We start from the raw sequence: 12,770 nt of genomic DNA, 5'->3' as shown, positions 1-12,770 counted from the left end.
GACCGCAAACCACCAGCCCCGTCACCGCCCAAGCCACAATCCGAAACAGAACACGACTCAAGTGGCGACGGGAGAACTCAAAACCAGCTCACTAGAGGGCCGCGCGCGGTCGCGGGGAACATCGCCCGGATGCCGGACCGTGGGATCGGACACCCGCGGTGACCGGGGCGGAATCCGGCGCGCGGCCCGAGCCCGCGTGACGGGCTTTTTTGCCCGGCGTTGGTTGCGGGAGCGGGGGTCGGCGTTCCGTTCACGGCCGTTCGCCGCACGTACCGCCGAGATTCACACGGGGGTCTCGGGACCCTTCCTTGCCGTTCGGTGCACTTGGAACACTCCAGTCGCACGTCCAGTGGTATCCGGCCCGCCCGGTCATTCCGTACTTCCGTTGCTTTCGTCAGGACAAGAGGTCACCCAGCCATGCCCCAAGTGAATCGGCGCCGCTTCCTCCAGCTCGCCGGCGGTACCGCGGCGATCACCGCGCTGAACAGCAGCATCGAGCGGGCCGCGGCACTGCCCGCGAACCACCGCTCCGGGACCATCGACGACGTCGAGCACATCGTCGTCCTGATGCAGGAGAACCGTTCTTTCGACCACTACTTCGGCTCGCTCAGGGGTGTCCGCGGTTTCGGTGACCCGGTTCCGGCCAAGCCGGCGGGCGACAAGTCGGTCTGGTACCAGTCGGACGGCACCAAGGACGTGCTCCCCTTCCGTCCCGACGCCGACGACCTGGGCATGCAGTTCATCCAGGACCTCCCGCACGGCTGGAGCGACGGCCACGCCGCCTTCAACAAGGGCAAGTACGACAAGTGGGTGCCCAACAAGTCGTCGACGACGATGGCGTACCTGACGCGTGAGGACATCCCGTTCCACTACGCGCTGGCCGACGCGTTCACCATCTGCGACGCCTACCACTGTTCGTTCATCGGCTCGACCGACCCGAACCGCTATTACATGTGGACGGGCTACACGGGCAACGACGGTGTCGGCGGCGGCCCGGTCCTCGGCAACGACGAGGTCGGCTACGACTGGACGACGTACCCCGAGCGCCTCGAAGCGGCCGGTGTCTCCTGGAAGATCTACCAGGACGTCGGCGACGGTCTGGACGCGAACGGCTCCTGGGGCTGGATCTCGGACGCCTATCGCGGCAACTACGGCGACAACTCCCTGCTGTACTTCAACAAGTACCGGAACGCGAGGCCCGGCGACCCGCTCTACGACAAGGCCCGCACCGGCACCGACGCCCGCAAGGGCGAGGGCTTCTTCGACCAGCTGAAGGCCGACGTCAAGGCGAAGAAGCTGCCGAAGATCTCCTGGATCGTCGCGCCCGAGGCCTTCACCGAGCACCCCAACTGGCCCGCGAACTACGGCGCCTGGTACATCTCCCAGGTCCTGGACGCGCTCACCTCGAACCCGGAGGTGTGGGGAAAGACCGCCCTGTTCATCACGTACGACGAGAATGACGGCTTCTTCGACCACCTCGTACCGCCGTTCCCGCCGCAGTCCGCCGCCCAGGGCAGGTCCACGGTCGACGTCGGCCCGGACCTCTACGCGGGCGACGCGAGCCGCACGGCCGGACCGTACGGATTCGGCCAGCGGGTGCCGATGCTCGTCGTCTCGCCCTGGAGCAAGGGCGGTTACGTCTGCTCCGAGACGCTCGACCACACCTCGATCGTCCGGTTCATGGAGCGCCGCTTCGGCGTGCACGAGCCCAACATCTCGCCCTGGCGGCGTGCGATCAGCGGCGACCTCAGCTCGGCCTTCGACTTCGCCCGCAAGGACACCAGGCCGGTCGCGCTGCCGGACACCGACGGCTACGAGCCGCAGGACGGCGACCGCCACCCCGACTACGTGCCGACGCCGCCCGCGAACCCCGCGCTGCCCAAGCAGGAGCGCGGCACGCGTCCGGCCCGTCCGCTCAAGTACAAGCCGCTCGTGGACGGTTCGGCGGACCCGGCGGCCGGAAAGTTCACGCTCACCTTCGGCTCGGGTGCCAAGGTCGGCGCCGCCTTCCTCGTCACGTCCGGCAACCGCACCGACGGCCCCTGGACCTACACGACCGAGGCGGGCCGCAAGGTCTCGGACACCTGGAACTCGGCGTACTCCAACGGCTCGTACGACCTGACGGTGCACGGCCCGAACGGCTTCCTGCGCACCTTCAAGGGCCCCGGCAAGAAGGCCGGACCCGAGGTCACCGCGCGGCACACCGGGGGTGACATCGAGCTGACCTTCACCAACGAGGGCCACGGCACGGTCGAGTTGAAGGTGAGCGACGGCTACGGCGGCCGGCCGAAGTCGTTCAGGGTGCGGCCGGGGGCTACCGTGCGGCACACCTTCGCACTGCGGGCCAGCAAGCGGTGGTACGACCTGACCGTCGTCTCCGACGCGGACGCGGGCTTCCTCCGCCGGTTCGCCGGACACGTGGAGAACGGCGAGCCCGGCGTCAGCGACCCGGCGATCGTGACCCACTGACGGACCGGTGGCCAGGCCTGCCCGCGGGACCCGCGAAGGCCTGGCCGACCGCCGGTTGATTTCCGGCCATCTCACGATAGTGTGCCTCGGTGAACACACATTCGAACACTCCCGCAGGCGGGCCCTCGGGCCCGAACGGGACGCCGCAGACGTACGCCCAGCAGCCCGCCGCGGGTGCCGACCCGCGCGTGCAGCGCCAGGTACAGCGGCAGGCAGGGGTCACGGCGGGCGGCGCGGGCGGCGGCACCCTGTTCACCGAGCCGGTGCTCGTGGTGAACCAGAAGGCCAAGCTCATCGAGCTGACCAACGAGTACAAGGTCATGGACCAGCAGGGCAACCAGCTCGGCTCGGTCGTCCAGGTCGGACAGAGCGCGCTGAGGAAGATCCTGCGCTTCGTCGCCAGCTTCGACCAGTTCATGACCCACAAGCTGGAGATCCGTGACGCCGGCGGTCAGCCGCAGCTCCTGCTGACCCGCCCCCGGAAGTTCCTGAAGTCGCGGGTCCTGGTGGCGCGTCCGGACGGCTCACCGGTCGGCGAGATCGTGCAGCAGAACATGGTCGGGAAGATCAACTTCGCGATCAACGCCGGTGGTCAGCAGGTCGGCGCGATCAAGGCGGAGAACTGGCGCGCCTGGAACTTCGCGATCGTCGACCAGTCAGGCAACGAGGTCGCACGGATCACCAAGACCTGGGAGGGCCTCGCCAAGACGATGTTCACCAGTGCGGACAACTACGTCCTCCAGATCCACTTCCAGCTCCCCGAGCCGCTGTTGAGCCTGGTCGTCGCGACGGCACTGACCGTCGACACGGCCCTCAAGCAGGACTCCCGCGGACTGGGCTGACGCGAGGCGACGGGAAAGGGCGGCCGCGGACAACTCCGCGGCCGCCCTTTCCCGTGACCGCCCTACAGGGCCGTGAGATGACCCGGGTTCGGCTGCTGCGGCAGCAACGAGGGTTCGTACGCCGCCGATTCGGGGGTGAGTGCCAGTACCGCTGCGACCGGATGCTCCTCGTGGTCGTCGGCCAGGAGCGGGATTTCCGGCACCGAGCGCGACAGCGTCACCACGCCCCACGCCGCGATCGCCGCTCCCGCCGCCGCGAGGAGCACGCCCGCCGCGCCGCCCTGAAGACGTTCGCCGAGCAGGGACAGGCCGACCACCGCCGCGGCCAGCGGATTGGCGAGCGTCACGACGGCCAGTGGCGCGCCGAGCCCGCCCCGGTACGCGGTCTGCGACAGCAGCAGGCCGCCCATCGCGAAGGCCGCCACCAACAGGGCCACCACGATCACCTGCGCGCTCAGCAGCGAGTCCGAGCGGTCGGTCGCGGCCACCGTCACCGTCTGGGTGAGCGCCGAGGCGACCCCGGAGGCGAAACCGGAGGCGGTCGCGTGCCGCAGCCCTGGCCGGGTGCCCCGCCGCGCGAGAGCGCCGATCAGCACGGCCGTCGCACCGGCCACGCCCACCGCCTGCGGCACGCTCAGCACCGTCTCGGGCGCCGGCCCGGACGCCGTGACGAGCAGCGCCGCCAGGCCGGCCAGGGTGAGCGCGGTGCCGCGCCACTCGACCGCGCTGACCCGCCGCCCGGCGACCCGCGCCCCCAGCGGCACCGCCGCCACCAGGGTCAGCGCGCCGAGCGGCTGCACCAGCGTGAGGGGCCCGTACTTGAGCGCGGCGACGTGCAGCAGCGCGGCACCCGCGTTCAGCGCGACCGACCACCACCAGGCCCCGCTGCCGAGCAGTCGCAGCGCGCCCGACTCCGAACCCCGGGACGCCAGCCGTTCCTGCGCCACGGCCGCGGCGGCGTACGCGACGGCCGAGAACAGCGACAGGACGACGGCGAGGACGGTGGCGTTCATCGGCCGGCTCCGACCAGCTCGGGTATGTCCCGTACGGAGTCGTCGGCGCGTTCGTGGGCGCGCCCCGCCGTCGTCGTGGTCCGGTGCGGCAGGTGGATCACCGCGAGGGCGATCCCGAGCAGCGCGGCGGCCACGATCGCGTCGAGCCAGTAGTGGTTCGCCGTGCCGACGATCACCAGCAGGGTGACCAGCGGATGCAGCAGCCACAGCACGCGCCAGCGGGAGCGGGTGGCGGCGATCAGGCCGATCGCGACCATCAGGGCCCAGCCGAAGTGCAGCGAGGGCATCGCCGCGAACTGGTTCGCCACCGCGTCGGTCGCCGGGTGGGCCCCGTACACCGTGGGGCCGTACGCCTGTCCGGTGTCCACCAGACCCGCCGCCTTCAGCAGGCGCGGCGGCGCGAGCGGGAAGAAGAGGTGCCCCACCAGGGCGGCGCCGGTGACCACCGCGAGCACCCGGCGCGCCCACACGTAGTGGGCCGGACGCTTGAGGTACAGCCAGATCAGGAAGGCCACGGTGGCCGGGAAGTGGACGGTCGCGTAATAGGTGTTGGCGACGTGCACGAGGGTGTCGCTGTGCAGCAGCGCGCCCTGTACGGCGCCCTCGCCCGGCAGGTGGAGGGTGCGCTCCCAGTCCCACACCCGGTCCGCGTTGCGGAAGGCCTCGGCGGTGTGGCCCGCGGCCAGCTGCCGGCCGATCTTGTAGATGAGGAAGAGCCCGACGACGAGCAGGAGCTCGCGCAGCAGCGGCGGGCGGGCGGTCTTCGGTTCGGTCTCTGGTTCTGCAGGCTCGGTACGGGAATCCATCCCCCGGCCCCCTTGCTGACGGTCTCGCGTGGGGTGGTGCGTGGTGAGCCCAGGACAAGGTCCACTCCGTGCCTGTCCACTCGACGGGGGAGTGGGTCCTGTCCAAGGCTCATCGATACGCCAGTGTACCGATACGCTGCCGTACCGGTACACTGGCGTATCGATTAGACTGTGTGAGGCGGACCACCGAATCCTGCTGGACGCCGAACCGTGCCGAACCGATCGAGCGAGGAGAAGAGCATGACGTCGCAGGCCGCGGACGGACCGGAGACGGTCGTCGCCTCGCGCCGCTCCAAGATCACGCCCGAGCGTGAGCGGGAGTTCTACGACGCCGTGATCGAACAGCTACGCGAGTGCGGCTACGACGCCTTCACCATGGAGGGCGTGGCGGCGAGCACCCGGTGCAGCAAGTCCACGCTCTACCGGCAGTGGAAGACGAAGCCCCAGTTCGTGGCGGCGGCGCTGCGCGCCAACCGCTGCCCGCGGTTCATGGGCATCGACACCGGCTCGCTCGCCGGTGACCTCCGCGCGGCGGCGCACGCCGCGGGCGTCTGGTCGGGCCGGGACACACAACTGCTCCAGGCGCTCGGCCACACGGTGATGGCGGACAAGGAGCTCCAGCAGGCGCTGCGCGAAGCGCTCATCGAGCCCGAGGTCGCCGCGCTCAAGGGGATGATCGAGCGCGCGGTCGACCGGGGCGAGATCGCGGCCGATCACCCGGCGCTCGAGTTCATTCCGGCGCAGGTCATCGGCGTGATGCGGGTCCGCCCCGTACTGGAGGGGCGGTACGCCGACTCGGCGTATCTCACACAGTTCGTGGAGGCCGTGGTGATTCCGGCCCTCGGCCTCACCTGAGACTCAGGCCGCCGTCCGTGGGATGACCGGACGTCGGCCTGCGCGCGCCGCACCGTGGGGACGGGGGCGGCGCGAACCCTCGGCCGGGTGAGGTGCCTCTTGAGCGGAGAGGCACCTCACCCGGCCGAACAGTTTCCGTTCCGTGTCCGGCGCGATCCGCCGGACCCCACGGACTGGCCGTCGCCCGGAGCGCGGCGGACGGGAGTGTGACGACACCCCCCTGGACACCCCCCGGACGGCCCCTAGACGCCTTGTCCGCTGCCGCTCCCCGAGGCCACCTTGATGCCCTTGGTGATCTCGTCGATCACGTCCTGCTTCTCGCTGGCGTCGACGCCGAAACGGATCACGACGAGCTGCCCGGTGTTGAGCGGGGAGGGGAAGGCGAGCGACTCGACGTAGCCGTCCTCGCCCTTGCTGGTGACGGCCTTCCAGCGGACCAGGTAGCCCTTCTGCCCGGCCACCGTGACCGCCTTGGAGGCGAGCACCTCGTGCGAGGTGATCTCGCCGTAGGACTTGCCGCCGTAGGACTCCTCCGCGTTCTTGGAGATGTCCTCCTTCGCCGCCGCCTCGGCCGTGGTGGCCTTCAGTTCGAGCGCCAGCGCCGGGGCGGAGTACAGCCCGCCCGCGGTGCAGGTCGCCGTGGTGTCGCCGGGGCACTTGTAGGAGTCGTCCGAGGTCACCGCCGCGCCCACCGAGATGGACGAGCCGGTCCAGCCGTCGGGCACCGGGATGCTGATGCCGTTGACAGGGTCGGTGGCGAAACCGTCCTCGGTCTCCGGCTGCCCGGACTGACCCGGCGCCGGTGTCTGCCCGCCGGAGTCGCCGCCCGAACCACCGCCGGGGCCTCCGCTGGGGGCACCGGACGGACCGCCCTGGAACCCGCCGGGGCCCTGGGAGTTGGCGGTGTCGTCGCTCGCGCCGTCGTCCTTGGTCAGCGCGTACACCCCGCCTCCGATGCCCGCCAGGACCGCGATCGCCACGGCGACGGCTATGCCCGTGCGCAGCCCGCGCCGCGGCGGAGCCATCGGGTGGGCCGGATACGGTCCGTAGGCCGGCGGATAGGCCGGATACGGTCCTGAGTCCGTCGGGTGCCCCGGGGGACCCCACACGGCGGCCTGCCCGACGGGCCGGGTCTGGTCCGTCCAGGTCTTGCCGTCCCACCAGCGCTCGGCTGCGGGACTGTCATCTGTCTGCCCGGGGTCGGGATACCAGCCGGGAGGAGTCACCTGCGTCATGGTGCCCACCGTATGAGGCCCGGGTGAAAGACGGATGAGAGGGGGCGGGGAAGGTTCATTCCAGCAGGAGGCGATGAGGTGCTCGGTCGGCGCGCGATGGCAGTCGCAGACCGTCCCGGCCCGGGGTGACCGACCCGAGCACGCTGGGATGCCGGGCGCCGGTGCTCGCCGGTTCGGTGCCCGCGAGCCCGTGCAGGGTCAGGAACCCCAGCACGGCGAAGGCGTACGCCTCCTTGGCGGCCGAGGGCAGGCCCAGCGCGTCGGAGGTGCGCAGGGTGACGCCGGGGAGCTCCGCGGCGAGCATCGCCATGAGCGCCGGATTGCGGGTGCCGCCGCCGGAGGCGATCACCTCGGTGGCCGCGACCGTGCGTACGGCGTCGGCGACCGTGCGGGCGCTCAGCGCGGTGAGCGTCGCGATGACGTCCTCGGCGGTCAGCGTCCCGAACCCGGCCAGCGCGTCGCGCAGATAGCCGAGGTGGAACAGCTCCTTGCCGGTGGTCCTGGGGACGGGCAGCCGGTAGTACGGCTCCGCGAGCAGCCGGCCCAGCAGCGGGCCGTGGACGGTGCCACGGGCGGCGAGGGCGCCGTCCACGTCGTGGTCGAGGCGGCCACCGCTGAAGCCCCGCGCCGCCGCGTCCAGGAGCGCGCACGCCGGGCCCGTGTCGAAGGCGGTGCCGTCAGGCGCGGTGAGGTTGGCGATCCCTCCCAGGTTCAGCGCCACCGGTGTCCCCGGTCTGCCACGCAGCCACAGCAGGTCGAACAGGCTGACCAGGGGCGCGCCCTGGCCTCCGGCGGCGATGTCACGCGGGCGGAAGTCGGCGACCACGGGCAGCCCCGTCGCCTCGGCGATCCAGGCGGGCTGCCCGAGCTGGAGGGTCCCGTGCACCTGTCCGTCCGTCACCCAGTGGTAGACGGTCTGGCCGTGAGAGGCGACCAACTCGCCTTTCGCATCGCACAGTTCATGGTCCGCCCGGACGGCCGCCGCCGCGAAGGACTGCCCGATCCGGGTGTCGAGGCGGCACACCTCCGCCAGGCTCGTCGCGGCCGGAGGCATGGCCGCCGCCAGCGTCTCGCGCAGTTCGGGGGCGTACGGCGCACTGACGAGCCCCAACGGCCGCAGTACGAGGGTCTCCTCGTCGAGGGTCAGGTCGGCCGCCGCCGCGTCGATGGCGTCGTACGACGTGCCGGACATCAGGCCGATCACCCGCACGATCTCAACTCCTCTGTGCCTGTCGCCCTTCGGGGGGCCCGTGGGTCTGTCGTCCGTTGGGGAGCGTGGCCAGCGCGAGGGCGCTGACGGCGCAGGTCGCCGCCGCGTAGTACGCGGGGATGTCCACGCTGCCCGTCCGTTCGATCGTCTCGGTGATGATGAGCCCCGCGCAGCCCGAGAACACCGCATTGGACAGGGCGTAGGCGAGTCCCAGGCCTGTGTGGCGGACGCTCGTGGGGAACATCTCCGAGAGCATCGCGGGACCGGGCCCCGCCATCAGGCCGACCACGGCGCCCGCCAGGAACACGGCGGCCCCTTTCGTCGCCGTCGAAGTCCCGCTGTCCTGAACGGTGTTGAGCAGCGGGACCGCCAGTACGGCGACCAGGACGGCCCCCGCCAGCATCACCGGGCGCCGTCCGATCCGGTCGCTGAGCAGCCCCGCCGGGATGATCGTGGCCGCGAAGCCGAGGTTGGCGACGACCGTGGCCAGCAGCGCCTGCTGGAAGGTCGCGCCCAGGCTGTTCTGGAGATACGCGGGGAGCACGACGAGGAAGGTGTACCCGGCCGCCGCCCAGCCCATGACGCGTCCGGCGCCGAGGGTGATCGCCCGCGTCAACTCCCGTGCGCTCGGCCGCACTTGCTCCTGTTCTCGCCCTCGCTCCCTCTCGAAGGCGGGTGTCTCGTCCAGCCGCATCCGCAGCCACAGGGCGCCCAGGCCGAGCGGCAGGGTCAGCAGGAAGGGGAGCCGCCAGCCCCACTCGTGCAGCTGGTGTGCGCTGAGCGCCGTGGCCAGCAGCGCCGCCACCCCCGCTCCGGCCAGCAGTCCGAGCGCCACGGTGAACGACTGCCAGGACCCGTAGAGGCCGCGCCGGCCCGGTGGCGCGAACTCCGTCATCACCGAGACCGCGCCGCCGAACTCCCCGCCCGCGGAGAGCCCTTGGAGCACCCGGAGAAAGGTGAGCAGCCACGGGGCGAGGGCGCCGACGGTGGCGTACGTGGGCAGCAGGCCGATCAGGGTCGTGGCGGCGGTCATCAGGACGATCACCAGGACCAGCACCGGACGGCGTCCGATCCGGTCGCCGAGCCGGCCGAACAGCGCGGCGCCCACGGGCCGGAAGAAGAACGCGAGTGCGAAGGACGCATACGTCTTCACCAGAGCCTCGGCCTCGCCGCCGCCCTCCGGAGTGAAGAACCGCGCCGCGATGACGGTCGCGAAATAGCCGTAGACCCCGAACTCGTACCACTCGATGAAGTTGCCCACCGAGCCGGCCGCCAGAGCTCTCCGGGACTGGCGGGGAGGGGAGGCGCGCAGGTCAAGGTCGTGCGCGGGGGCGCTCATGCCGGTTCCTCCTGGGGGGTGCCGGGGCGGGACCTGCCCGGCCGGCGGCGGAAGCCGATGTTGGAAAGTTAGTTTCAGTTCGTGGGTGCTTGGGTGTCAATAACTTTCACCCGGGCTGGTGGGAGCACCGGCGCGTCGCCTCCGGAACCGCGCCGTCACCCGTCTCGGCAACAGCTGCCCGGACCCGCCGACATGGCGGCTTCAGGAGGGCTAGGCTCGTTACCTGTACGTCGTTTGGGCGACCTGGGGAGGTAGCGGGATGACGGAGGCGCGGCCAGGAGTGGCCGCCTCGGCTCCCCTGTGGGAGCGCGACGCGGAAGTCGCCACGCTCGAACGGGCGATCGGCGCCCTGCGCGCCGACTCCGCTTCCTCGGGAAACCTGCTGATGTTCAGCGGCGACGCGGGCCTCGGCAAGACCGCGCTCCTCGCGGAAGCGCGCCGGATCGCGGAGAGCACCGGCTGCGCGGTGTGGTCGGCACGGGGCGGCGAGACCGTCACCTCCGTGCCCTTCAACGTCGTACGGCAGCTCCTGCAACCCGTCCTGGTCTCGCTGCTGCCCGAGGAGGCGCGCGAGTACCTGGGCGACTGGTACGACATCGCCGGACCCGCGCTCGGCATAACGGACCCCGGCGACCGGCAGCCCGACCCGCAGGGCGTCTGCGACGGCCTGGTCGCGGCCGTGCGGCGGCTGGCCAAGCGCGAGTGGCCGCTCGTGCTCCTCATCGACGACGCGCACTGGGCCGACCAGGAAACCCTGCGCTGGCTGGCCGCGTTCGCCGAGCGCCTCGACGACCTGTCCGTCCTCGTCGTGGTGGCCCGGCGCATCGGCGGACTGAGCGGACCGAGCGCCGGCTACCTCGACACCATCGCCGCCGCGGGCCGCCCGATCGCCACCCTGAGCGCGCTGACCCCGGCGGCGGCCGAGGGACTCACCCGCGCCACCATCGGGGAGCACGCCGACGCGCCGTTCTGCCGCGAGGTGTGGGCGGTCACCGGCGGCAACCCGTACGAGACTGTCGAACTGCTCGCCAAGGTGCAGGACAGCGGCCTCGACCCGGTCGAGGCGTCGGCCGCCGAACTGCGCGCCCTGAACCGCTCGGCCCGCGGCCGCGGACTCGTCGCCCGCCTCGAAGGACTCGGCATCGACGCGACGCGGTTCGCCTGGGCGGCGGCGATCCTCGGCACGGGGATCTCCCTCGACCTCGCGGCCCACCTCGCCGGGATGCCCGTCGAGGAGGCACAGGGCTGCGCCGAACTCCTCGGCCAGGCCCGCATCCTGACCAGGACCCCGCAGGTCAACGGCCGGGTGGGCGAGGGCGACCTGGAGTTCGTGCACCCGCTCATCGCCAGCGCCGTCTACCGCTCGATCCCGGACGCCCTGCGCACCGCGATGCACGGCCAGGCCGCCTGGGCGGTCACCGACTCCGGGCGCGGCGCCGCGGCAGCCTCCCGGCACCTCCTCGAAGTGCACCCGGACGACGACCCCGAACTCGTCGAGCAGATGCGCGAGGCCGCCCGCGAACACCTCGCCGTCGGCGCCCCCGACGCCGCCAGGCGCTGCCTGGAACGCGCGCTGGCCGAACCCCCGCTTCCCGACGTCCACGCGCGCGTGCTCTACGAACTGGGCTGCGCCACCCTCCTGACCGCGCCCGCCACGACGATCAGTCATCTGCGGGCCGCGCTCGACAGGACCGGCCTCGAAGGCGACCTGCGCGTGGACGCGGTCTTCCGTCTCTCCCAGGCGCTCCTGCACAACAACCAGCTGGAAGAGGCCGTCCGCACCGTCGACCGCGAGGCGGCGCGGCTCGACGCGGGCCCCGCCCGGATGCGGCTCCAGGCCGTGCACTACATGTGGGAGGGCATCCACGCCGGCGAGGAGGAGACCGCGGGACGCTCCAACGGTCTCGCCGAACTCGTCAAGACCTGCACGGGCCGCGACAACTCCGAGCGGGCGCTGCTCATACTGCGCGGCTTCGACGCGATGACCCGCGGCGAGAGCGCCGAGGAGGTCGCGGAACTCTGCGACCGGGCGCTCGTCAACGGCCGCCTCGCACCGGGACTGGGCTGGACCGACACCGAGTGGGGCGTCGAACTCCTCCTGATGCTGGGCAGCGCGTACACCTACGCCGACCGGCTCGACCGCGCCGAGAGCCTCTTCAGCGAGGCCCTGCACGCCTACACGAAGGCCGGCTGGAGCGGCGGCCACCTCGCCCTGGCCAACGCCTACCTCGGACTCGCGCACCGCAGACGCGGCCGCCTCACCGACGCGGAGACCTACCAGCGCGAATCACTGCGCCTCGCCGAGCGGGTCGGGCGCGGGCTGCCCCTGTACTGGTCCGCGACCTGCGGGCTCATCGACACGCTGCTCGCCCGCGGTCATGTCGTGGAGGCCGAGGAGATCGCCGACCAGTACGGCTTCGCCCCGCCCTACCCGTCCACGATCGTCCTCCCCGACACCCGCTCCGTACGCGGCCGTCTGCTGCTCGCCGCCGGCCGTACGAAGGAGGGCATCAACGAACTGGAGGCGGCGGAGAAGGCCGCCGCCACCCGCGGTCACCACAACACGGTGCTCGCTCCCTGGGCCGTCGACCTCGCGCGCGCCCTCGCCACGGAGGATCCGGCACGCGCCGCGGCGCTGGCCGCCGACGCCCGCCGTCAGGCCGAGCGGTTCGGCACGGACACCGCCATCGGTGAGGCTCTGCGCTGCGCGGCGGCCCTGGAGTCGGGCCAGCGCGCGGTACGGCTCGCCGCCCAGGCGGTCGCCTATCTGGAGGCCTCCCCCTGCCAGTACGAACACGCGGCGGCCCGCGTCGAGTACGGCATCGCCTCCCGTTCGGTGGCCGAGCTCAACAAGGGCCTGACGCTGGCCCGTTCGTGCGGCGCCGACGGGGTGGTGGCACAGGCGGAGCGGGCGCTGGGCGGCTTCTAGGCCCTCTGCCCGGCCGCCCCGTGCCGCTCGGGCCCGGCCCGCGCTCGGGCTCCCGTCCACGGCCCCCGCCTG

9 protein-coding genes are annotated in these 12,770 nt (G+C 71.9%); 4 read left to right on the top strand and 5 right to left on the bottom strand.

Annotation, left to right across the window (positions count from 1 at the left end; translation table 11 throughout):
• The first annotated feature begins 417 nt into the window (after positions 1 to 417).
• On the top strand, positions 418 to 2,469 hold the full coding sequence (locus tag ACIP79_RS35110; RefSeq protein WP_401230066.1) for a phosphocholine-specific phospholipase C: 2,052 nt from the start codon (positions 418 to 420) through the stop codon (positions 2,467 to 2,469).
• An 89-nt stretch (positions 2,470 to 2,558) separates the two neighbouring features.
• Positions 2,559 to 3,311, top strand: a complete 753-nt coding sequence (locus tag ACIP79_RS35105; protein ID WP_401230063.1) for an LURP-one-related/scramblase family protein — start codon at positions 2,559 to 2,561, stop codon at positions 3,309 to 3,311.
• Between the two features lie 62 nt (positions 3,312 to 3,373).
• On the opposite strand, the gene ACIP79_RS35100 is transcribed toward ACIP79_RS35105, so the two are convergent.
• Together ACIP79_RS35100 and ACIP79_RS35095 are read right to left on the bottom strand one after the other, a co-directional pair.
• Complete coding sequence (locus tag ACIP79_RS35100; protein WP_401230061.1) at positions 3,374 to 4,324, bottom strand: DMT family transporter; 951 nt, start codon at positions 4,322 to 4,324, stop codon at positions 3,374 to 3,376.
• Positions 4,321 to 5,130, bottom strand: coding sequence for a phosphatase PAP2 family protein (locus ACIP79_RS35095; RefSeq protein ID WP_401230058.1), 810 nt, complete (start codon positions 5,128 to 5,130; stop codon positions 4,321 to 4,323). Before ACIP79_RS35095 ends, ACIP79_RS35100 begins: the two co-directional genes overlap by 4 nt.
• Before the next feature lie 240 nt (positions 5,131 to 5,370).
• Between ACIP79_RS35095 and ACIP79_RS35090 the strand changes: the two genes are divergently transcribed.
• The gene (locus ACIP79_RS35090) at positions 5,371 to 5,985 is read left to right on the top strand and encodes a TetR/AcrR family transcriptional regulator C-terminal ligand-binding domain-containing protein (RefSeq protein ID WP_401230056.1); all 615 of its coding nucleotides are present in this window, start codon (positions 5,371 to 5,373) and stop codon (positions 5,983 to 5,985) included.
• 242 nt (positions 5,986 to 6,227) lie between these two features.
• On the opposite strand, the gene ACIP79_RS35085 is transcribed toward ACIP79_RS35090, so the two are convergent.
• Genes ACIP79_RS35085 through ACIP79_RS35075 form a run of 3 tightly spaced genes read right to left on the bottom strand, consistent with a single transcriptional unit; the run spans position 6,228 to position 9,769 of the window.
• Entirely contained in the window at positions 6,228 to 7,220 is a 993-nt protein-coding gene (locus ACIP79_RS35085; protein WP_401230053.1) for a DUF2510 domain-containing protein, read from the bottom strand.
• A 55-nt stretch (positions 7,221 to 7,275) separates the two neighbouring features.
• Entirely contained in the window at positions 7,276 to 8,430 is a 1,155-nt protein-coding gene (locus ACIP79_RS35080) for an anhydro-N-acetylmuramic acid kinase (protein WP_401230051.1), read from the bottom strand.
• Positions 8,431 to 8,434: 4 nt separating this feature from the next.
• Positions 8,435 to 9,769, bottom strand: a complete 1,335-nt coding sequence (locus tag ACIP79_RS35075; protein WP_401230048.1) for an MFS transporter — start codon at positions 9,767 to 9,769, stop codon at positions 8,435 to 8,437.
• A 259-nt stretch (positions 9,770 to 10,028) separates the two neighbouring features.
• Here ACIP79_RS35075 and ACIP79_RS35070 point away from each other — a divergent pair, with 259 nt between their 5' ends.
• Positions 10,029 to 12,698: an ATP-binding protein gene (locus tag ACIP79_RS35070; RefSeq protein ID WP_401230045.1), complete on the top strand. Its 2,670-nt coding sequence runs from the start codon at positions 10,029 to 10,031 to the stop codon at positions 12,696 to 12,698.
• Positions 12,699 to 12,770: the final 72 nt, after the last annotated feature.

This window comes from Streptomyces sp. NPDC088747, assembly GCF_044751025.1.
Classification (GTDB): Bacteria; Actinomycetota; Actinomycetes; order Streptomycetales; family Streptomycetaceae; genus Streptomyces.
This window is presented reverse-complemented; position numbering and strand designations above follow the sequence as displayed.

What these genes read in the sequence shown, in the direction of transcription:
- ACIP79_RS35090 (WP_401230056.1), top strand. Translation starts at nt 5,371, where the DNA reads ATGACGTCGCAGGCCGCGGACGGACCGGAGACGGTCGTCGCCTCGCGC.
- ACIP79_RS35075 (WP_401230048.1), bottom strand. Translation starts at nt 9,769, where the DNA reads ATGAGCGCCCCCGCGCACGACCTTGACCTGCGCGCCTCCCCTCCCCGC.
- ACIP79_RS35100 (WP_401230061.1), bottom strand. Translation starts at nt 4,324, where the DNA reads ATGAACGCCACCGTCCTCGCCGTCGTCCTGTCGCTGTTCTCGGCCGTC.
- ACIP79_RS35070 (WP_401230045.1), top strand. Translation starts at nt 10,029, where the DNA reads ATGACGGAGGCGCGGCCAGGAGTGGCCGCCTCGGCTCCCCTGTGGGAG.
- ACIP79_RS35110 (WP_401230066.1), top strand. Translation starts at nt 418, where the DNA reads ATGCCCCAAGTGAATCGGCGCCGCTTCCTCCAGCTCGCCGGCGGTACC.
- ACIP79_RS35095 (WP_401230058.1), bottom strand. Translation starts at nt 5,130, where the DNA reads ATGGATTCCCGTACCGAGCCTGCAGAACCAGAGACCGAACCGAAGACC.
- ACIP79_RS35085 (WP_401230053.1), bottom strand. Translation starts at nt 7,220, where the DNA reads ATGACGCAGGTGACTCCTCCCGGCTGGTATCCCGACCCCGGGCAGACA.